The sequence below is a fragment of the Chryseobacterium sp. W4I1 genome (genome assembly GCF_030816115.1).
GTDB lineage: Bacteria > Bacteroidota > Bacteroidia > Flavobacteriales > Weeksellaceae > Chryseobacterium.
In genome coordinates this window covers 1,112,386-1,131,340 of sequence record NZ_JAUSXQ010000001.1, presented here as the reverse complement: position 1 = coordinate 1,131,340, position 18,955 = coordinate 1,112,386, and the positions used below count along the sequence as shown (strand labels likewise).

Sequence of the window (18,955 nt, the reverse complement as noted above, 5' to 3'; positions counted from 1 at the left end):
AAGAATGATCCCAAAGCAAATATTTTAGTCGATAGAGGCATACTAGCCAACATCTAACTCCTCTTTTATCTTCTTTGATACATTAAGTCTGCAAAGATAAAATAAAATATTTAAGTGATTAAGGAGATCATTTATTCTGTCCGGAATCTGAATTATTTGTAGAGCTTGACCCGGCAGGGCCTTCATTCCGGTTTTGAGTAGAACGGCCTTTTTTTTCGTAAAGCTCATGCAACTTATCAAGCTCCTCCTCCGTCAGGTCCTCTATATCAACAATTCTGTTATTGGCTTTATCATGGGCAGTAATAAGTTCATTGAGTTTGATCTGAAGCGCTTTGGAATCTTTATTCTGTGCTTTCTGAATGAGAAAAACCATTAAGAAAGTAATAATGGTAGTTCCGGTATTAATGACCATCTGCCATACCTCAGAAAAATTGAATAACGGACCCGTTGCAGCCCATATGATAACTAGGACACTTGCGATAATAAAAGCAGTTGCACTTCCGGTAAAATAGGCCGCCTTATTGGCAAAAACGGTCAAAGAAATTACTTTTCATATACTAGGTTTTAAACAAGTATTGATACCGGGCCCTATTTATGCACGGTATCCTATTATCTTTAAAAATAGAGTTTTTTATAAATCAATTATTTGCAAATTCTTTACCGAAGGGCCGGTAAGCATTTTTCCATTGACATTGAATCTCGATCCATGGCATGGGCAGTCCCAGCTTATTTCTGCACTGTTCCAACGCACTTCACACTTGGCGTGCGGGCATGTGCTTCTAAGAAAGTGATTTTTACCATTGGATTCTTTATAAACAGCAAAAGATTCGCCTTCATATTTCACAACCTTCGCTTCTCCTGCTTTAAGCTCGGCTAATGAATTGATTTTATCGACAAAAAGCTTGTCTTTTACAAAATCGAATACCACGGTAGCGGTTTCTTTAACAAAGTTAGGAAACCCTGCTATCAGTTTTATTCTTCCAGGATCAAACAAATCTGTATATTTATTTTCCTTTGCAAGAATCAGATCTCCTAAAATTTGCGAAGTAATGGTTCCAAATAACATTCCGTTTCCCCGAAAGCCTGTGGCGGTGTAGACGTTCCCTTTACTGCCAGGTAATACGCCAATATAGGGAAGTCCGTCTGCGGGTTCATAATATTGGCTGGACCAGCTGTAAACTGCAGTATCTACATCAAAATACTGCCGAACATAATTTTCCAACCTGGAAAAGCATTCTCCGGTATCTTCAGTATGTCCGGTTTTGTGATCTTCACCTCCGGCAATCAGCAGATTTTCACCATTAATTTCCTGAGTCCTGTAATAATGATAGGGATCAATAAGGTCGTAGCCGAGATCCGTAGGATAATTATTGCCATTTAACTTGAAAGCAATAGCATAGCTCCGATACGGGGCATTCATAAAATGAAGACTGTTTAAGCCTGGAGGTATATGAGTGGCGTAGATAAGATTTTGTGCTCTGAAATTGCCTTTTGAAGATTTTATAACGATAACATTGTCCTGTTCTTCGTGTCCCTCACATAAACAATCTTCCACTATTATTCCTCCTAACTTAATAAATGCTTCTGCCAGGGCCTTAATGTATTTTATCGGGTGAAACTGAGCCTGACCAGGTATGACCACCGCCTTTTTAAAGGGAATAGGAAATGGAATTGTTTCAGTATACGTCATAGGAAGCCCTACTTGTGAAGCTCCCTTCATAATATCATCCAGCTGTTTTTCCTGCTTTTCGTCCAAAGCAAAAAGGTACCCTGTCTTGTTTTCAAAATCACAGTCGATATTGAATTCCCTTATGTTGTTTTTAATAATATTCTGAGCTTCTATCCCTACATATTTAAGCAATTTGGCATTCTGTAAACCAAAATCTTTAATAGCCTGGTCATAGGTAGTGTCGAAGAAGTTATTCAAGTGGGCGGTAGTGCCTCCGGTGGTTCCGAAACCTATATTGGAAGCTTCCAGAAGAATACATTTTTTACCTTCTTTCTGCAGCCGGATCGCTGTGGACATTCCGGTAATGCCACCTCCGACAACTGCTACATCATATTGTTTTTTCTCAAAGGCAGAACCTGAAGAAAACGATTTGATCTCTTCCTGCCATATACTTTTCCTGGCTCCATCTCTATTCATAGCTATCCGATTTTGAGAGTATCACTCTTTATTCTGCTGTCATTTTTCTTTTTATCATCATCTTCTGTGATGTCACAGCGGCAGGCTGTCAAACTTATCAGGCAGCACGCCAATACAATCATTGTTTTCATATTTTTGCTTTTTGAATTTATTATGATTAACCATTAATTATGATTCCACCATTTGGGTGAAGAACCTGTCCGGTGATCTGTGCGGCGGCATCGGTCGCAAGGAATAAAAAGCTTTCAGCAACTTCTTCCGGTGAAGCATTACGTTCAAAAGGAGGCTTATCTGAATCTTCTTCTTCCTCTCCGAAAGTTTTTTCCGTAAGCGGTGTTGCAACGGGACCCGGAGCTACAGCATTAATGCGTATGCCTTTCGGTTTTGCCTGCAAAGCCAGAGAGCGGGTAAAAGATACTATAGCACCTTTGGTTGCTGAATAGTCCAGCAGTTCTTCATGTCCCTGATAAGCTACTGCTGAAGTGGTATTGATAACACAGCCTCCTGATTTCAGGTAAGGAAAAACAATTTTCGTAAGTAAAATCATCCCAATAATATTGGAATCAAATGTTTTACGAACATTTTTTTCTTCCAAATTCTCAATGTTATCCGAAGGAAACTGTACTCCGGCATTATTAACCAGAATATCTATTCCATGAAATTCGGAAACTACTTTTTCCACCGTTTTTTCACAGAATTCATAATCATTAATATCACCGGGAAAGATCAGACATTTCCGTCCCAGAGCAGCTATTTCCTTTTTTGTATTTTCAGCATCTTTATCATCATCATGATAAATAATTGCGATATCCGCTCCTTGCTGAGCAAAAAGCAGCGCAACAGATTTACCGATTCCACTGTCGGCACCGGTAATTAAAACTGATTTGTTTTCTAATTGACGTTTTTCCATACGTTACTTTTCATTCATTGGTTTCTGCATCTCTCCCATCCTATAAGCAGCCATATCATCTGTTTCAAGATTGGTCATAGCGACCGTCAGTTTATTTTTGAATCCCGAAATTATTTTATCATCACCGTTCATTAAAGCATTGTAACCATCTTCTGCCACCTGTTCTGGGCTGGCAAGGCTTTCTTTATCTTCTATAATTTTACTCCTGTTCATGTCTGCTTTATTAAAGAAGTCAGTGTCCGTAGGTCCCGGCAGGAGTGCCGTTACTGTAATCCCCGTATCTTTCAGTTCTTCGCGGATGGCCTCTGACCATGACAGTACAAAAGCCTTTGTTCCATGATAGACAGAGTGCCATGGACCGGGAGCCTTACTGGCAATGGAAGCAAGGTTTAGAATCTTTCCGGATCCTTTAGCCAGCCGGTCTTTCAGAAACAGTTTAGTCAAAAGAATGACGGAAATGATATTGAGGTTGATGATATTGATCTCTCTATGAATATCGGTGTCCTGAAATTTTCCGTAAACACCCTGGCCCGCATCATTAACGAGAATTTCAGGACTGATACCGTGCAGCTGCAGCGCAGAGTAAATTGCATAAACGTCATCCTGTGAAAAGAGGTTCTTTGACATAGAAATGACATTGACGCCAAAGGCCTTAAATTCTTCTTCTTTATTTTTTAGCTCTTCATGGTTCCGGGAAACGATTACAAGGTCATAACCATTTTTAGCAAACTGTTTTGCCAGTTCATACCCAATTCCACTGGTGGCCCCTGTAATTAGGGCATAACGATTTTTACGTTCCATAGTAGATTATTTTAAAGTTAGCAGTTTATTTATTTCAGTTTTAAAACATCCTAATATGAACTCGGTGTAGAAAAGCTGAGCACTTAAAGCTTCTGTCTTGGGATGAAGTTCAAGCTTATGAGTAAGGATAATCTCTCCTTTGTAAGCAAATGAGAAATATGCGAAAATTTTATAGGATGAATTCCTGATCGGCGTGCAGTAACCTGTAGTGGCAATACCCCAGTCTGTTTCATAAAGTTTGGAAACATTAAGGGCCATTGTTTCTGCAATATTCTCCGAAACGCAATCACATTGCTTGGCTTCCTCCTGATCAACATCCAAAAGTTTTACTTTGACCGGTAAGGTATAAGCCGTCATTCCTCCCTTGTAAAACATCGATGCATTAGGCATCTGGGAAAATGACAGCTGAAGACAGCCAGACGTTACACTTTCCGCAACTGAAATGGTTTCATCAGACCTTATGAGTGTTTCGCTGATATATTCCAGTAGCTCCTTTTGCAGTTCTATAATTTTATTCATTAGTATTAGTTTTTAAGTCTACTGTTTTCCAGGGATCTAATATAACCTTCACGCAACCGTCTTGTTTTTTGTCGAAAATCTCATATCCTTTGGCTACTTCATCCAGGGAAAGCCGGTGGGTGATGATATCATCCAGGACCACGTCACCATTTTCCACATACTTCATCAGCTGGTCTATAATAGGATGTACCGGAGCCTGACCTGCTTTTAAAGTGATGCCTTTATCAAAGATCTGTCCCAGTCTGAAATTGTCATAATTAACGGGATAGACCCCCAAAATTGAAACGATTCCGCCACGTCGTACGGCACTCATACAGGCTTCCAGGACTTTAATCGATCCTTTCTCGAAATTCAGAACAGCTTTCGCACGGTCCAGAAGATCTCTTTCCGGTTCAAATCCTACTGCATCAATGCAGAGATCCGCTCCTCTTCCATCCGTCATATCCCGGATCTGTTCAATAGTACTCTTGGCATCTTCCCAGAGAATGGTCTCACAGCCGGTAAGTTTTTTTATTTGATCCAGTCTGTACTGTAAGGTATCAATAACAATTACTTTTTTGGCATGATGGAGAATGGCACTTTTAACGGACATAGACCCTACTGGTCCAGCACCGAAAACAGCCACTGTCTCTCCACCTTTCAATTCACCCCACATAACTCCTGTATAACCTGTCGGGAATATATCCGTAAGAAATAAAACCTGCTCATCTGTAAGGTGGTCAGCTACTTTTCTTGGACCAAAATGGGCATAAGGAACCCGGACATACTGAGCCTGCCCGCCATCATAACCTCCGTAAAGGTCGGTGTAGCCGAATAAAGCACCTCCTTTTTCTGTCAGAATACCTCCTTCCGGACCATAATGCTCAGGATTACTATTTTCACAGGCTCCAGGCAGATCATGCTGGCAAAAAAAGCATCCGCCACATGCTACTGGAAATGGTACCACTACACGATCACCTGCTTTAAGATGAGTGATCCCCTTACCTACTTCTTCTACAATTCCCATAAATTCGTGCCCCATCACCATGGGGCGAAGTTGTGGTAATCCGCCTGAATACATATGGAGATCACTTCCACAGATAGCTGTTGAAGTGACTTTCAGAATAATATCGTTCGATTCCTTAATGATAGGATCATCTATTGTGTCACAGGTAATTTTACCCGGGGCATGAAAAACAGCTGCTTTCATAATTTTATATTTAGGTGTGGTGTTGAAGGTAATTTAGGAAGTAGTTTCTATATATTTTCGGTAATTTATTTTCAGGTAAATAAAAACAGACCATGCAGAGATTAACTTCCGCATGGTCGATAGCATATCGTGTATTAATCTTCCTGTTCAGCATCAAAATTGATAAAGGTTTCAGCAATCTCAGTAAGATTGTAGTCCGTATCTTCTTCTTCCTGAAGTGTTTTTTCAAGTAAGTCGGCTACTTTGTCATGTCCCATTGTAATGGCCAACTGAGCAAGACCGCCATAGGTAGCAATTTCGTAGTGTTCTACTTTTTGTGCAGCAATAATTAAAGCAGCATCTCTGGTCATAGATCCTTCTTCCGTTGACTTAATGATCTCTTCACCTTCTTTAATGATACCCTTTATCGCTTCACATTCTTTTTTCTCGGGTTTTTCTTCGATTAATTTGAAAACCTTTTCTAAACGGCTGATGTGTTTTCTAGTCTGTAGCTGATGGTCCTCAAAAGCTTCTTTCAGTTCCTCTGTGGTTGCTGCTTCTTCCATTTTCGTCAGTGCATCTACAATTGCATTTTCTGCAAAATAAATATCTTTAAGAGAGCTTACAAAAAACTTGTGAAGTGAAGAGTTCTTCATTTCATTCTTATCTACAACAGCATTGTCTACTTCCATCTTCTTTTCAGATGTTGATGTAGTGCTTTTTTCCAGAGTTTTTGCTTCCGGGGTTTTTGTTTCTTGTGTTTTAGTTGCCATAATATAATGTGGTGTTTAGTGGTATGGAAAAAATTGCCTCTCCAATTAAATCAAAGAGGCAATCATTAAAAATTATGAATTATTACGTCTTCCTCCAAAGCCTGATCTGCCAGAACCTGAAGATCTTCCGCCGCCATGGGAAGCCTCGCCTCCCATACGTGCAATTCTTGTACGTTCAGATTTACTCATTGAAGCGAAACCTCTTTTTGATGTTCCATTGCCTGAATTTGAGCCTCTACTGCTGCTGCCTGAATTTGAACTACGTCCTCTTCCTGAGCTGCTGTTACCGCCAGATCTTGAACTTGAACTTCCTGATCGTGAACCGGAATTTGAACTACGTCCTCTTCCTGAACTGTTATTTCCACCTGAGCCGGAATTTGACGTTCTGGAGCTGCTGCCTGATCTTCCTCCTGATCCTGAATCGGAGCTACGTCCTCTTCCGCCACCGTGAGAAGCTTCTCCTCCCATACGTGCAATCCTTGTACGTTCAGATTTACTCATTGAAGCGAAACCTCTCTTAGAAGTGCCACTTCCTGATGAGGATGAAGATGATCTTCCTCTTCCACCGGATCTTGACCCTGAACCTGACCCTGAACCTGAACTTCCGCCTGAACGGGAACCACTACGTGATCCGCCGGAGCTTCCTCTTCCACCTGAGGTGAATCTGCCCTGGCTGTCTCTATCCTGGCTTCCACCTCTGGATCCCCTGTTTCCGCCCCTTGAACTGCGGCCTCTGTTATCGTCATCATCATCGTCATCATAGTCCTCGTCATCATCATAATCTTCGTCATCATAGTCTTCGTCATCATCATAGTCCTCGTCTTCGTCATCATAATCTTCGTCATCGTATTCATTGTCGTAATCATCGAAATAATCCTCATAATCTGAGAAATCATCATCATAATCTTCATCTTCTGATGCATCGCTATAACCATGGTCATAACCTAATTGATAAACTTCTTCAAGAGTTGAGTTTTCTTCGTTTGAAGAATTGTTTCCTGATCTACGGTTGTTTGAATTTCTAGTGTTCATAATAAATTTTTTATTATTAATATTTGGGTGATATATTACTGCTTTTAACTAGTATTAAAGCGGCAATGGTTTTTGTCTTATTTTATGAATTTTACAAGCTGAATGCTTTTCGATACCTTTATTAAATCAAAAGGTTTTTAGAGTTTTTATCATAATTGATATATCAAAATTACAGCATCATTGATTCTCTATTTTATGATTGACGTCATATCAGGACGATTAATAGAAAATTTTTCTGTTTTGTATTTTTAATACTTTTTGTTTTCCATTCGTTTGATACCCTGATGGCTATTTCTACCCTGAGGCTGGTAAACGAAGCCAGCTGCTGTCGCGTGAGAGGAATTTCGAAGGTGAAACTCTCCTGTTTCTCCTGAAACTTTTCAGATAGTCCATAATTCCTTCCAACTGTTCTTCCAGTTTCCAGAGATTTTTCTGCAGCATAATATATTTGTAATAGAGCCGGTCTGCAAGACTTGTATACAGATTGTGTTTATACTGTAAAACCATACCTATTTTATGTAAAAACAGAGGACGATCAATTTTTAAACATTTGTGATTGGCATCATAAATATAATGTCCTTTTATTCTCTAAGTTTGGAATAACAAAACCGTCATTATCCTATTCTAATCTATCTTATAACCGAAATCACAGGTATAAAATAGATAATGACCAATTCCATTAACCTTAAAAATTTATTATGACTCCCGCAGGCAGATTACTCATTATAGGAAATACAAAACACAAGACGGATGAAGGAGAAACCGGAAATAATCATTCCGGCCGCTTTAATGTCGCTCCGGAGTTCCTGAATATTTTAACCGAAAAAAAAGATGACCGCATCGAGATCATCACCTCAGCTTGTTTACCGTCCGCTGATTTCCGAAATGAATGCTGTGACAGTTTAAGCCACATGGGATTCAGTAATTTTGACTTTCTGCATATAGAAGAACCTCTGGATGAAGAGCAATGTTTGGAACGGTTATCAGAAGCAAAAACAGTTTTTTTTATTGGTGAACAGTCCCGGATTTACAGTATCCTGAAAAATTCTGCCGTAATACGCCTTTTGTATAAGAGATATCTGTACGAAAGTCATTTCACCATTGCCGGACTGTGTCGGGGAGCCCAATGTATTCCCGGAATTATGATGCTTGACGATGAAGACAATATGATAAATCTTGAGCCGGGGCTAGGGTTTATCAATCACTGTATTATAGACACGCAGTTTCAGAATACCCGCTTTAAGCAACTTGCTTTAACAGCTATAAAACATCAGCAGTTTTTGGGAATGGGAATGGGAGAAAACACGGCATTGATTATTGAAAAAGGATGTCTGGCCACCTGCAAAGGAAGCGGAACTATTATGGTCATTAATGCGAGATATATAAAAGAATCGGATCCTGATTACAGGCCCGATTGTATCTATCTGAAAAATCTTAAAGGTCGTGTTCTGATCGATGGATGCAAAATCAATCTTCAGAGCGGTGACGCTATATCATAAATAAAATTAAAAAATAATACAACTCTAAAAAACAAATAAATTATGATTTCAAAGGGAAAATTATTAATTATAGGCGGTAAAGAAGACAGAAACGGAACAGAAGTGAAAATGGAAAATACCAATGATGATTTTTCACCACATGAAATTCTCAAGCTTCTCGTTCAGTCGAAGGATGACCGTATCGAGGTAATTACTACCGCCAGTTCTGAACCAGAAAGTATGAAAGAGATCTACCAGAAAACATTCAATGAGATCGGGTATACAAATTTTGATTTCCTGGATATCTGCGATCAACAAATGCACACAGATTATCATTTAAAAAGAATCACTGATGCCAAAACCGTGTTCTTCACTGGGGGTGACCAGAACAAAATATGTGAAGAGCTGAAAATGTCTGTAGTCAACGATATACTATTAGAAAGATATATGAATGACAAGGATTTTGTGATTGCAGGAACAAGTGCAGGTGCCATGTGTATGCCGGAAATTGTCATTGCTGAAGCGGAAAATGGCGAAGCTATTGTAGATCATGACATTAAGCTGCGCAAAGGTTTAGGACTGATTGATAACTGTATTGTAGATACACATTTTGTACACCGGGGAAGATTCGGAAGACTGGCTCATGCAGCTATACTGCATCCGGAACATTGGGGAATCGGATTGGGTGAAGATACCGCATTACTGATAGAGAATGGAAATACTGCAATCTGTAAAGGTTCAGGAATGGCTGTCATCATCAGTGCAAAGAACATGAACCAGACCAATATAGATTCTGTAAAGGATGGAGATCCCGTGTACGCTGAAAATCTCAAAGTACATCTGATGACAGACGGCTGCCGCATCAATCTGACTACCGGTGAAATGAAAGGAAGTCCGGATTAAAATCTCATCAATACTACAAACGATACTGTGTTTAGTTCCTAATGATTTGATTAAAGTTATCATTAAAAAATTAAATTATGCATAATAAAGGCTTAAATCTAACGCTGAAAATCTGGCGTCAGAAAAACAGGAAATCAAAAGGCAGATTTGAAGTTTATAAGGTTTCGGATATCTCGAAAGATGCCTCATTTCTCGAAATGCTGGACATCCTTAATGAACAACTGATCAATGAAAATCAGGAGCCTATTGCCTTTGATCACGACTGCCGGGAAGGCATCTGTGGGATGTGTTCCTTATATATCAACGGAAGAGCCCATGGCCCGGATACAGGAATCACTACCTGTCAGCTGCATATGCGGATGTTTAATGATGGAGACACCATCGTTATTGAACCATGGAGAAGTATTGCCTTTCCCGTCATTAAAGATCTTATTACAGACAGAAGCGCTTTCGACCGGATTATGGCAGCTGGAGGATTCATCTCAGTGAATACTTCAGGAAATACGCTGGATGCCAATGCTATTCTGGTTCCTAAAGAAAACGCAGACAAGGCAATGGACGCAGCCGCATGCATAAGTTGTGGAGCCTGTGTTGCCTGTTGCCCCAACGGAGCTGCCATGCTGTTTGTAGGAGCCAAGGTTTCGCATTTTGCACTGCTTCCTCAGGGACGGGTTGAAGCAAGAAGACGGGTTCTGAATATGGTACAGGCCATGGATGACGAAGGATTTGGAAACTGCTCTGTAATAGGCGCCTGCGAAGTCGAATGCCCAAAAGGTATTTCCCTCGATAATATTGCCAGAATGAACAGGGAATATATATCTGCCTGGATTAGCAAGGAATAACTTTTAGTTGTAGGAATAAGAAGAATACCTTAGAAATAGATCTTACAGTCGCGAATTTTGACAATTGCCTGCTGTTCCATCGTTTGATTAGCCTTAAGTGATTGGATGAGGTTTCAGATAAATAGATTAACTTGTTATGATAAATCAACACCAACTGCTATGATCACTGAAGAACTTTTTACTGTCTTATGGACCAGTCACGGAAACTTTCGCTTCGGGCTACAATTCCATGACAGCTGAAAAAAGTGAAAGCCTTAAGGATGCATTATAAAGTTTAAATCACTTATACTCTTATCTGATTAAAATTATCTTTTATGAAAAATATTTTTGCCTTATCTGCTCTATTCTTTACCCTATTCATTCAGTCACAAACTTATAGATTCGTTTATAAGCTACAGTACAAAATGGATTCAACAGAAGCAGGATATGAACAACTAAATATGGTGCTGGATATCAACTCCCGGGAAGTCAAATTTTATGGCCAGAATTTATTGGAAGTTGATTCCCTAAATAACAAATTTGGCACAAACAATAGCCACACTGACATGTCGGGACAGATTGTGAAAAGAAAGATTAATACTTTTGATCATATAAATTTCATTGCCATAAAAGAAGGATACTATTCTTTTAACACAACAGATAAGCTAAGCTGGGTTATTTCGGATGAAACAAAAAAAGTGGAAAATTATACACTCCAAAAAGCCACTACCCAATTTGGAGGAAGAAACTGGACTGCATGGTTCTGTAAAGATATTCTTTTTTATGAAGGACCTTATAAATTCAGAGGACTTCCGGGACTGATTTTTGAACTCTGGGATTTTAGAAAAAATTTCATATATAGCCTGATAAAAAGCCAGAAGCTTCCCGGAATTCAGTCTACTGACCATTTTGTAGAATCGAACTTCGGAAACAGAGCAATTCCGATTAATGAAAAACAGAAAGTTAAGCTGATGAAGGATTTTTACAATGATCCTTTTGCTTTTGAAAGAAACAATTTCAACAAATCCAATACAAATTTGAAAATTAATATCAATGGAACGGAGATTCATACTGTTGACGAGCTGAATAATCAGACAAAAAATATGCAGGAGGTGATCAGAAAATACAATAATCCTATAGAAATAAATAAAGCGGTTCGTTATTGAGTTCAGTTAGCCTAAGGTAACTCAGAAAATTCTCAAGCAGTATCTTCTAATTAAACAGTTCATCATGAAATTATCACCATTGAATAGAGCAGTTGAATAAATTCATATCTCATGATAGTCTGAAAATCTTGTTTAATCTTCAGACTATATTGTTTTCAGTATACCATTTAAAAAGGTAAAATTCAAAAGGCATTCATTTACAGAATGCCTTAATCTTATAGTTTTTAATTAAACATACTTTTTTTAATAGCATGGAATGTTTATAAATTGTTGGCTTTATGATTCATCTCTTGTATTCTTCACAAGGCCTATTCCCGAGAAAAAAAATATCAGACCAATAATACCAACTACGCCCAAAGTCGTATAGCCAGAACTTTTATTGATCAATTCATACCCAGTGTAAATCATACCTGCAATTCCCAGGATTGTCAGAATCGTTCCAAATGTGCGTTTAACGTTCATAGTATTTATTATTTTAATGTTTTACCTTAAAAAATTGCCCTGTGCAAGGTTGCAGTTACCTGATCAAACGAATTTTTACCGGAATCAGAATAAAGTCTGAGGTACATCGGCTCAATGATCAGCCTACAAAGTGACATACATGTTTGTTAGTGGCTCTCATGATTTTCAGATCCGATTATTTAGCTGAGGTCCTTTAATAATATATTTTCCGCTCTTTGATAGCAAGCATGCAATCTTGCTCCATTTTCTTGATCGTACGGATTACGGTTTCGACCCGAAGCCCGACTATTTTAGCAATCTCCTGCCTGGTAAATGGAACTTTGAAAGGATGATTGTTTTTAATTCCGCTGTACGCCTTATAATAATCAAGCAACCCCTTAATTTTACTCACGGGCTGGGATTCTGCGATAATAGTTTGTATGTTATAATAGTATATGAGATCAGCAGACAGCCGTTCTAAAGCCCGCATTGCCAGGGCAGAGTCATTTCTCAGAATTTCGAGAAAACTGGTTTTATCAAGTTTTAATAATGTACAGTCGGTCTTTGCCACACAATTTATGGGATAGAGCTGATCTGTGAAAAGTAAGGATTCTGCAATACTATTGCCTTCTGAAAACAGGCCAACCATTACTTCTTTACCGTCTTCAAGAAAATTATTGAGCTCAACACTTCCTTGCGTAATCTGCATATAATATCGGGGAGTATCTCCGACAAAAAAAATAGTTTCTTTTGCTTCATAATCCTGAAATATTGCACCATGGCTAAGCAATAAATGTTCATCGATCTTCATAAATTTTTATATTTAAGTTAAGGTTATTAAAGATCTTAGTTGAAATAGAATTGGTGGCATACAAAATGCAAAATCCAGACCAGTTACGATCGATGTGGTACCTAAAAAATAATAAGTATTCCATCCTCTGATATAACAATAAAAACTCCTCCTAAGAACAGGAGGAGCATAAAAGGGATGCAAAAATGATGAAATTCTAACTCAAAATTAATGGAATTATCATTTCTGGTTTATGATCAAGATCATAATAGCTGTATATGATTTATTTAACTGCAGCCTTAGTTTTTTCTGATTCCATTAGGTGGTGTTGTAACGTAGGTAATGTTTTGTTGGCAAAAGATTTTAGGTTTGCCTCAGTACCGTCAGAACCTTCTTTTTTAAATTCTTCAATATCCTTTTTATGATCAGAAACCATTAAATCCGCATACATGCGGTCGAAATCTGTTCCTTTTTTTGCTTTCAGGTCATCATATTTCTTTTGTTGATCAGCATCTAAAACAGATGGCAGTGTGTAGTTAGCTGACGATGCCCATTTTTTGAGTTCATCATTGGCCTTGCTATGATCTTTTACCATCATTTCTCCCAAGGTCTTTACCGAAGCATGTGTGCCATTGGTAGCAGCCAGTCGTCCCATCATTACTTCCATGAGACCTCCTTTGGCAGCAGCATCAGCAAATTTTTTGTCCTGATCACTAAGAGTACTGGAAGCTGGAGTGTTGGTGGTTTTTACAGTGTCGTTTACAGCCATTGGAGAGTCCATTGGCGTCACTGATACGCTGTCTGTAGAATGACTTACGGTCGTAGTTTCATTTTTTTTGCAGGCCATAAGAGAAATGGCTGCAAAAACCGTTTAAAACAGAATTTTTCATAATAATAAATTTTAAATGGTGATAATAATTTAATAAATGATATTAATGAATGATATAACAAATTTTTTGCCAAATATTTACGAAATACATACCATTGAATAATAACTTCTACATTAGGCACCAGCTAACTTACCTATAGCCTTTTTCTACAACCACATTAAGATCATTGTCAACTCAGGACTCATATTTATAAAGAACTACTTATTTATTTTTTTTAATCTTGCTACCACAAGTTACAGACAGCAGGCATAGTTATTGCAAATTATGTTAAACACCATTTAAAATTTTTATTATGAACGACGAAAAAACAGTATCAGTACTTAATGATTTACTGAACATTACCAACGACAGAATCGAAGGATTTTCAAAAGTTGAGGACAAAGTATGGAATACTCATTCTGCATTAAGAAATGATTATGACAATATGGTCGCCCAATCTCAAACAATGAAAACAGAACTCATAGGACTCATCAATGCAAAAGGTGGGCAAGCTGACAATACCACGAGTACTGCGGGAGCTATCCACCGGGCATGGATTGATGTAAAAAATTCTCTTACAGGAGATAAAGATGAATCTACACTTGAAAACGTAGTATTCGGAGAAAATGCTGCTATTGATGCTTATCAAAATGCCCTTGATAGTGGTGATCTGTGTCCTGAAAGTTCAAGACTGGTTTCAGATCAGCTGCATCATTTGAAATCTTCTTATGCTAAGTTTGAAAATCTGGAAAGACAAAACTAGGAATAGGAATTCACTAGATAAAAGAGAGTTTTTAAACTCTCTTTTAAATCTAAATCTCTTAGATAATTTGCAATTGATATTTTAACTGCCTGCTTGTTAATGCTTTAATATGCATTTTATAAAACTATAGCAAGTAATTTTAAACAATAAAAACAGCATTATGGATAATAAAATAAAAATAACATTGGGCTTGATTGCAGCTGGATCATTGTTTTATGCTGCATTCCGTAAAAGAAATAATAAAGTAAAACAATTTACTGCTCCTGACGGAAACATGTACCTGGAAAACCAGCTCTACAGAACCTATGATGATAAGTTGTATAAAAACGGTAAGCAAGTCCGTTTTAACACTAAGGATATGGAAGAAAAACTTTCAACCGTAACCAATCACTATGACGACAATCAGACAATTCCTAAAAACTTTCAATTATTTAATAAAAATGTCAGTTATCATCAAAGAGGAATCAGGCATCATTAAATAAAGGTAAGCATCATAAGTATTCCCAAGAAACGTTCAACATGATCTCACTCATATAAATACGGTGGAGTAAATATTTAATTTTGAATCTCTAGAGAATTTAACTAACCCACTATTAAAATAAACTTATGAAAAATTTATTCTTACCAATTATCGCAATAGGCTTAATCGTAGTAGGCTGTAAAAAACAGGACACCGAAAAAAGCACAGTGTCTGCTGACTCTGCCACTGTGACATCCAGCTATCCCGACACTACAGATTCAACTAATCAGCTTCCCAATGACAGCCTGGGAAGTAAGGACAGTATCAATACAAAAACTCATATAGGAGGCCGCAAAACCAGCAATAACAATACAGGTAACGGCAGCGGCAACGTTAATGCGGCGGTATCAGACAGCGCAAGACCCGCCAGGTAATTTATTTTAGAATTCGTTGGTTTATGAGTTTTTTGTTTAGAACAATTTTTATATAAATTTTACAATGCCAATGCATTTGTATAGAATATAAGCCCCAGAAAATCCAAGTGACAGTTTGCTACCTGGATTTTCTGTTTTATAAAATTAGGTTTCCGATAGAAAATCAGCCTCTACTTCACCCTGTTTTTTATTTGTTAGCTTTCTTAACGGCAATACATTCTATTTCGATACTTGCCCCTTTAGGTAATGAAACGACTTCAATAGTACTTCTTGCAGGAAAACGGTTTCCAAAATAACCACCATATATCTTATTCACCGTTTCAAACTGCTTTATATCTGTAATAAAAATAGTAGTTTTTGTTATATGTGTTATATCGGAGTGATTGTTTTCAAGAATTACTTTTAAATTTTCAAAAATCTGAACCGTTTGCTCTTCAATTCCCTGTTTCAGGTTGTTAGTTTTTGGATCCAGACCTATTTGACCCGATACAAATATAAGATTATCATAGCTGGTTGAGTGGCTATAAGGTCCTATTGGTTGGGGTAAATTAGTATGGTTCATTATTACAATATCTTTTTTTATACTGCACGAGACTGTTAGTAATAAAAACAGAAATAAGACAATCCTATTCATATGATTTGAATTTATAAAAAAGAGGCTGACTATTACAAACCAACCTCTTTTAGTTCATATTTTATTTTTTATAAAGGACAATAGTTCAGATTGAGTTTCATCCTTGGTCCATAGACCGTAATTAAAGTCTGTACGTTTTATCCAGACAGGCGCCGCAGCTCCGAAAAGTGCCATCTTAAATGGATGATTCCGCTTTAAATTTCACTTTTTGCCCGGTTAATTCTTATGCTTTAATAAATGATAAAATATCTTCATTAATTACCTCAGCATTGATAGTTGGCATTCCATGAGAGAAGCCAGGATAAATGATCAGTTGACCATCTTTAAGGAGTTCTGCTGCTTTAACGGCCGTTGTACTGTAAGGAACAATTTGGTCATCATCTCCATGTAAAACAAGCACAGGCATTTCAACATTTTTCAGATCTTCTGTAAAATCGGTCTCTGAAAATACTTTTATACAGTCATACTGCGCTTTTATACCCCCCATCATTCCTTGTCTCCACCAGTTATCCTGAATTCCTTTCTTGATCACAGCACCTTCTCTGTTATAACCGTAAAATGGAACGGTTAGATCCTGATAAAACTGTTGTCTGTTGTGCAGTGTATTGTCTCGGATGTCATCAAATACTGCCAGAGGGACTCCTTCGGGGTTATTATCATCAGCAATCATATAAGGAGTAACTGCACTTATCAAAACTACTTTGGAAACTCTGCCTTTACCATATTTTGCTGCATACCGTATTGCTTCACCACCACCCGTTGAATGACCCACGTGAATAACATCCTTTAGGTCCAGGAACTCAACCAACTCGGATACATCAGCAGCATAAGTGTCCATATCATTGCCTTGGTATGTTTGCGTAGATCTTCCATGTCCTCTCCTATCATGGGCAATTACCCTGTAGCCCTTTTCCAGGAAAAACATCATCTGTGCATCCCAGTCATCAGAAGATAATGGCCAGCCATGGTGAAAGAAAATAGGCTTTCCTGTTCCTAAGTCTTTGAAATAAATTTCTGTTCCGTCTTTTAATGTAAATGTGTTCATTTCTTTATTTTTTAATTGTTATTGTTATTTTGATATGGCAAAGTTGGCCTATTTCCGGAGGTATAACAATGGATGGTTTTCGCTTTGGGCTGCACTTTTTTCTCTTCTTATGAGTTTAGATGCATTTTTTTGGTCATTATCGGTTCAGAACGTTTTTTTAAGCAGTTATAAAATAAAAAAGCACAATCCGTAGATTGTGCTTGCTTTATAAGCAGAATATATTTTCTAGAACTGTTTTCTAAAAGTACTTGGTGAAATACCTGTATTTTTTGTAAAAAATCGGATAAAATAGGCATCGTCTTCGTAATTCAGACTATAAGCAATTTCTTTCACGGTCATAGAAGTATGGGCTAAAAGCCGCTTGCTTTCAAGAATGATTCGGTTTTTAATAATTTCATTTGGAGTTTCTTTGCTCACTAACTTTACTTTTTTACTTAAATTTTTAGGAGTAATGAAGAGAAGATCTGCATAGTCTGCAACCGTATGGAGTGTTTTATAATGCTGCTCAACCATTTTACTGAATTTTCTTAAAAACTGTACATCAGCCTGCTGTTCTATATCTGCCAATTGATGCTGCTGTTTCCAAATACGCGTAGATTTCAGAATAATCATTTTTAAAAGAATCCGTAACATTTCTTCGGTACTGGAGTCTTCATCTTTCATCTCCGTCTGGATATCACTTATAATCCTTTGAATTTCAACCGACTGCTTTTCGTTCAAATTAATAAAAGGTATTTCAAAGACATTATTGTATAAAATGCCATCACAGGCTACTTCCTGATCGTGAATTTCTACACAGTAAAAATCTTTGTTAAAATGCATCAGCTGACCTCCAACGGTTTCACAAGGTTTTAATACCACATTTGGGTTGATAAACAACAGCGAATCAGTTTTCATTTCAATTTCCTGAAAATCAACTTGAATAATTGCATTTTCAGGAATAAAAAGAATCTTGATATGTTCGTCTATTGCAGTCAACGTATGCTCTTGTACAGACGATTTGCTGAATTCTATGTTGCCAAATTGTTTGTATGAAAATTCTTTGATCATTTTTAAGTTGAAAAAATTGTTTGGGTTTATATCGGTCGTAAAATTATGGAATAAAAATGCAGCAATTCTAAGAAAAGCTGCAATTAATAACAGTTGGTAAAAAAATATCTTTCAACCTGGGACGAGCCCTAACAATCCATTGATAGTCGCAATCCCTTGATCTCCCAGTCTATTCAACATAGTTTTTTATTGATGAAAAATAAGTTATTTATTTTTTGAATAAAAGTAATGGCCTATCCTTCTTAACAATGTAAGTTGCTAGTTCACAGGCTTTAGTTTCACCTATATTCTTTGCAGAATGATTCTTTCCAGCAGGAATAAATAACACCTCACCAACACTAAGGATAACAGGCTTCTCGCCTTCGATCTGGTATTCAAATCTACCTTCAAGCACATAGATAACCTCTTCTCCGGGATGGGAATGCATTCCAACAGCTGTTCCAGGTTCCAATTCAATGCGTGCCTGAATTGTTTCATACCCCGCAGCTTCAATATTATGCCTTTGAAGGTCTATCCGTTTCACACCAGATTGCTGTGCATATACATTGCTGGATATTGACAGGGTAAATAATCCAATTGCCAGTATTAATTTTTTCATAATCTTCGATATTAAATTGTTATTTTATTTGATATTGCAAAGATGGATTGATTTCAGAAGCGATAAAATGGATGGTTTTCGCTTTGAGTTGCATTTTTTACCTAAAATTGCAAATGCAGAATATGGCTATCAAAAATAAAACAGAAACAATTTT

General features: G+C 37.5%; 24 protein-coding genes. 7 read left to right on the top strand and 17 right to left on the bottom strand.

Features of this window, described 5'->3' with window-relative positions; translation table 11 throughout:
• Positions 1 to 127 precede the first annotated feature (127 nt).
• From QF044_RS05200 to QF044_RS05155, 10 genes are all read right to left on the bottom strand, one after another.
• A complete protein-coding gene (locus QF044_RS05200) occupies positions 128 to 538 on the bottom strand; it encodes a low affinity iron permease family protein (RefSeq protein ID WP_307264505.1) in 411 nt (136 codons plus the stop codon).
• Positions 539 to 631: 93 nt separating this feature from the next.
• Positions 632 to 2,146 carry an FAD-dependent oxidoreductase gene (locus tag QF044_RS05195; RefSeq protein WP_307264502.1) on the bottom strand — a complete coding sequence of 505 codons (1,515 nt, stop codon included), beginning with the start codon at positions 2,144 to 2,146 and terminating at the stop codon, positions 632 to 634.
• Positions 2,147 to 2,148: 2 nt separating this feature from the next.
• Positions 2,149 to 2,277 carry a hypothetical protein gene (locus QF044_RS05190; RefSeq protein WP_307264499.1) on the bottom strand — a complete coding sequence of 43 codons (129 nt, stop codon included), beginning with the start codon at positions 2,275 to 2,277 and terminating at the stop codon, positions 2,149 to 2,151.
• A 26-nt stretch (positions 2,278 to 2,303) separates the two neighbouring features.
• Positions 2,304 to 3,056 (bottom strand): SDR family oxidoreductase, encoded by a 753-nt coding sequence (locus QF044_RS05185; protein WP_307264496.1) that lies wholly within the window; start codon positions 3,054 to 3,056, stop codon positions 2,304 to 2,306.
• A gap of 3 nt (positions 3,057 to 3,059) precedes the next feature.
• Positions 3,060 to 3,857: an SDR family oxidoreductase gene (locus tag QF044_RS05180; RefSeq protein ID WP_307264493.1), complete on the bottom strand. Its 798-nt coding sequence runs from the start codon at positions 3,855 to 3,857 to the stop codon at positions 3,060 to 3,062.
• Positions 3,858 to 3,863: 6 nt separating this feature from the next.
• Positions 3,864 to 4,376 carry a CinA family protein gene (locus QF044_RS05175; protein ID WP_307264490.1) on the bottom strand — a complete coding sequence of 171 codons (513 nt, stop codon included), beginning with the start codon at positions 4,374 to 4,376 and terminating at the stop codon, positions 3,864 to 3,866.
• Positions 4,369 to 5,565, bottom strand: coding sequence for a zinc-dependent alcohol dehydrogenase (locus QF044_RS05170; protein ID WP_307264487.1), 1,197 nt, complete (start codon positions 5,563 to 5,565; stop codon positions 4,369 to 4,371). The genes QF044_RS05175 and QF044_RS05170 overlap by 8 nt, the downstream gene beginning before the upstream one ends.
• A 134-nt stretch (positions 5,566 to 5,699) precedes the next feature.
• Positions 5,700 to 6,317 carry a ferritin-like domain-containing protein gene (locus QF044_RS05165; protein ID WP_307264484.1) on the bottom strand — a complete coding sequence of 206 codons (618 nt, stop codon included), beginning with the start codon at positions 6,315 to 6,317 and terminating at the stop codon, positions 5,700 to 5,702.
• Positions 6,318 to 6,389: 72 nt separating this feature from the next.
• On the bottom strand, positions 6,390 to 7,349 hold the full coding sequence (locus QF044_RS05160; protein WP_307264481.1) for a KGG domain-containing protein: 960 nt from the start codon (positions 7,347 to 7,349) through the stop codon (positions 6,390 to 6,392).
• A 294-nt stretch (positions 7,350 to 7,643) separates the two neighbouring features.
• The gene (locus QF044_RS05155; RefSeq protein ID WP_307264479.1) at positions 7,644 to 7,856 is read right to left on the bottom strand and encodes a hypothetical protein; all 213 of its coding nucleotides are present in this window, start codon (positions 7,854 to 7,856) and stop codon (positions 7,644 to 7,646) included.
• 191 nt (positions 7,857 to 8,047) lie between these two features.
• On the opposite strand from QF044_RS05155, the gene QF044_RS05150 reads away from it, so the two are divergent.
• The 4 genes from QF044_RS05150 (at position 8,048) to QF044_RS05135 (ending at position 11,717) form a co-directional block, all read left to right on the top strand.
• Positions 8,048 to 8,848: a cyanophycinase gene (locus QF044_RS05150; RefSeq protein ID WP_307264476.1), complete on the top strand. Its 801-nt coding sequence runs from the start codon at positions 8,048 to 8,050 to the stop codon at positions 8,846 to 8,848.
• A gap of 42 nt (positions 8,849 to 8,890) precedes the next feature.
• Positions 8,891 to 9,730: a cyanophycinase gene (locus QF044_RS05145; protein WP_307264473.1), complete on the top strand. Its 840-nt coding sequence runs from the start codon at positions 8,891 to 8,893 to the stop codon at positions 9,728 to 9,730.
• A gap of 74 nt (positions 9,731 to 9,804) precedes the next feature.
• The gene (locus tag QF044_RS05140) at positions 9,805 to 10,572 is read left to right on the top strand and encodes a succinate dehydrogenase/fumarate reductase iron-sulfur subunit (RefSeq protein ID WP_307271946.1); all 768 of its coding nucleotides are present in this window, start codon (positions 9,805 to 9,807) and stop codon (positions 10,570 to 10,572) included.
• Positions 10,573 to 10,886: 314 nt separating this feature from the next.
• Entirely contained in the window at positions 10,887 to 11,717 is an 831-nt protein-coding gene (locus QF044_RS05135; protein WP_307264472.1) for a GLPGLI family protein, read from the top strand.
• A 276-nt stretch (positions 11,718 to 11,993) separates the two neighbouring features.
• Here the strand turns inward: QF044_RS05135 and QF044_RS05130 are convergent, their stop codons facing one another.
• From QF044_RS05130 to QF044_RS05120, 3 genes are all read right to left on the bottom strand, one after another.
• Complete coding sequence (locus tag QF044_RS05130) at positions 11,994 to 12,179, bottom strand: hypothetical protein (protein WP_307264470.1); 186 nt, start codon at positions 12,177 to 12,179, stop codon at positions 11,994 to 11,996.
• Between the two features lie 193 nt (positions 12,180 to 12,372).
• On the bottom strand, positions 12,373 to 12,969 hold the full coding sequence (locus QF044_RS05125; protein ID WP_307264468.1) for a Crp/Fnr family transcriptional regulator: 597 nt from the start codon (positions 12,967 to 12,969) through the stop codon (positions 12,373 to 12,375).
• A gap of 262 nt (positions 12,970 to 13,231) precedes the next feature.
• Positions 13,232 to 13,795, bottom strand: a complete 564-nt coding sequence (locus QF044_RS05120; RefSeq protein WP_307264465.1) for a DUF4142 domain-containing protein — start codon at positions 13,793 to 13,795, stop codon at positions 13,232 to 13,234.
• A gap of 335 nt (positions 13,796 to 14,130) precedes the next feature.
• Here QF044_RS05120 and QF044_RS05115 point away from each other — a divergent pair, with 335 nt between their 5' ends.
• From QF044_RS05115 to QF044_RS05105, 3 genes are all read left to right on the top strand, one after another.
• Positions 14,131 to 14,580: a PA2169 family four-helix-bundle protein gene (locus QF044_RS05115; RefSeq protein ID WP_307264462.1), complete on the top strand. Its 450-nt coding sequence runs from the start codon at positions 14,131 to 14,133 to the stop codon at positions 14,578 to 14,580.
• A 160-nt stretch (positions 14,581 to 14,740) separates the two neighbouring features.
• Entirely contained in the window at positions 14,741 to 15,058 is a 318-nt protein-coding gene (locus QF044_RS05110) for a hypothetical protein (RefSeq protein WP_307264459.1), read from the top strand.
• A 128-nt stretch (positions 15,059 to 15,186) separates the two neighbouring features.
• A complete protein-coding gene (locus QF044_RS05105; protein WP_307264457.1) occupies positions 15,187 to 15,474 on the top strand; it encodes a hypothetical protein in 288 nt (95 codons plus the stop codon).
• 187 nt (positions 15,475 to 15,661) lie between these two features.
• Here QF044_RS05105 and QF044_RS05100 read toward each other — a convergent pair whose 3' ends face one another.
• The 4 genes from QF044_RS05100 to QF044_RS05085 all read right to left on the bottom strand — a co-directional run bounded on the left by QF044_RS05100 (position 15,662) and on the right by QF044_RS05085 (position 18,801).
• Entirely contained in the window at positions 15,662 to 16,036 is a 375-nt protein-coding gene (locus tag QF044_RS05100) for a Rid family detoxifying hydrolase (RefSeq protein WP_307264455.1), read from the bottom strand.
• A gap of 295 nt (positions 16,037 to 16,331) precedes the next feature.
• On the bottom strand, positions 16,332 to 17,153 hold the full coding sequence (locus QF044_RS05095) for an alpha/beta fold hydrolase (protein WP_307264451.1): 822 nt from the start codon (positions 17,151 to 17,153) through the stop codon (positions 16,332 to 16,334).
• Positions 17,154 to 17,378: 225 nt separating this feature from the next.
• Positions 17,379 to 18,203, bottom strand: coding sequence for an AraC family transcriptional regulator (locus tag QF044_RS05090; protein ID WP_307264449.1), 825 nt, complete (start codon positions 18,201 to 18,203; stop codon positions 17,379 to 17,381).
• A gap of 208 nt (positions 18,204 to 18,411) precedes the next feature.
• Entirely contained in the window at positions 18,412 to 18,801 is a 390-nt protein-coding gene (locus tag QF044_RS05085) for a cupin domain-containing protein (RefSeq protein ID WP_307264447.1), read from the bottom strand.
• Positions 18,802 to 18,955: the final 154 nt, after the last annotated feature.

What these genes read in the sequence shown, in the direction of transcription:
- QF044_RS05195 (WP_307264502.1), bottom strand. Translation starts at nt 2,146, where the DNA reads ATGAATAGAGATGGAGCCAGGAAAAGTATATGGCAGGAAGAGATCAAA.
- QF044_RS05190 (WP_307264499.1), bottom strand. Translation starts at nt 2,277, where the DNA reads ATGAAAACAATGATTGTATTGGCGTGCTGCCTGATAAGTTTGACAGCC.
- QF044_RS05185 (WP_307264496.1), bottom strand. Translation starts at nt 3,056, where the DNA reads ATGGAAAAACGTCAATTAGAAAACAAATCAGTTTTAATTACCGGTGCC.
- QF044_RS05180 (WP_307264493.1), bottom strand. Translation starts at nt 3,857, where the DNA reads ATGGAACGTAAAAATCGTTATGCCCTAATTACAGGGGCCACCAGTGGA.
- QF044_RS05175 (WP_307264490.1), bottom strand. Translation starts at nt 4,376, where the DNA reads ATGAATAAAATTATAGAACTGCAAAAGGAGCTACTGGAATATATCAGC.
- QF044_RS05170 (WP_307264487.1), bottom strand. Translation starts at nt 5,565, where the DNA reads ATGAAAGCAGCTGTTTTTCATGCCCCGGGTAAAATTACCTGTGACACA.
- QF044_RS05165 (WP_307264484.1), bottom strand. Translation starts at nt 6,317, where the DNA reads ATGGCAACTAAAACACAAGAAACAAAAACCCCGGAAGCAAAAACTCTG.
- QF044_RS05160 (WP_307264481.1), bottom strand. Translation starts at nt 7,349, where the DNA reads ATGAACACTAGAAATTCAAACAACCGTAGATCAGGAAACAATTCTTCA.
- QF044_RS05155 (WP_307264479.1), bottom strand. Translation starts at nt 7,856, where the DNA reads ATGGTTTTACAGTATAAACACAATCTGTATACAAGTCTTGCAGACCGG.
- QF044_RS05150 (WP_307264476.1), top strand. Translation starts at nt 8,048, where the DNA reads ATGACTCCCGCAGGCAGATTACTCATTATAGGAAATACAAAACACAAG.
- QF044_RS05145 (WP_307264473.1), top strand. Translation starts at nt 8,891, where the DNA reads ATGATTTCAAAGGGAAAATTATTAATTATAGGCGGTAAAGAAGACAGA.
- QF044_RS05135 (WP_307264472.1), top strand. Translation starts at nt 10,887, where the DNA reads ATGAAAAATATTTTTGCCTTATCTGCTCTATTCTTTACCCTATTCATT.
- QF044_RS05130 (WP_307264470.1), bottom strand. Translation starts at nt 12,179, where the DNA reads ATGAACGTTAAACGCACATTTGGAACGATTCTGACAATCCTGGGAATT.
- QF044_RS05125 (WP_307264468.1), bottom strand. Translation starts at nt 12,969, where the DNA reads ATGAAGATCGATGAACATTTATTGCTTAGCCATGGTGCAATATTTCAG.
- QF044_RS05120 (WP_307264465.1), bottom strand. Translation starts at nt 13,795, where the DNA reads ATGGCCTGCAAAAAAAATGAAACTACGACCGTAAGTCATTCTACAGAC.
- QF044_RS05115 (WP_307264462.1), top strand. Translation starts at nt 14,131, where the DNA reads ATGAACGACGAAAAAACAGTATCAGTACTTAATGATTTACTGAACATT.
- QF044_RS05110 (WP_307264459.1), top strand. Translation starts at nt 14,741, where the DNA reads ATGGATAATAAAATAAAAATAACATTGGGCTTGATTGCAGCTGGATCA.
- QF044_RS05105 (WP_307264457.1), top strand. Translation starts at nt 15,187, where the DNA reads ATGAAAAATTTATTCTTACCAATTATCGCAATAGGCTTAATCGTAGTA.
- QF044_RS05100 (WP_307264455.1), bottom strand. Translation starts at nt 16,036, where the DNA reads ATGAACCATACTAATTTACCCCAACCAATAGGACCTTATAGCCACTCA.
- QF044_RS05095 (WP_307264451.1), bottom strand. Translation starts at nt 17,153, where the DNA reads ATGAACACATTTACATTAAAAGACGGAACAGAAATTTATTTCAAAGAC.
- QF044_RS05090 (WP_307264449.1), bottom strand. Translation starts at nt 18,203, where the DNA reads ATGATCAAAGAATTTTCATACAAACAATTTGGCAACATAGAATTCAGC.
- QF044_RS05085 (WP_307264447.1), bottom strand. Translation starts at nt 18,801, where the DNA reads ATGAAAAAATTAATACTGGCAATTGGATTATTTACCCTGTCAATATCC.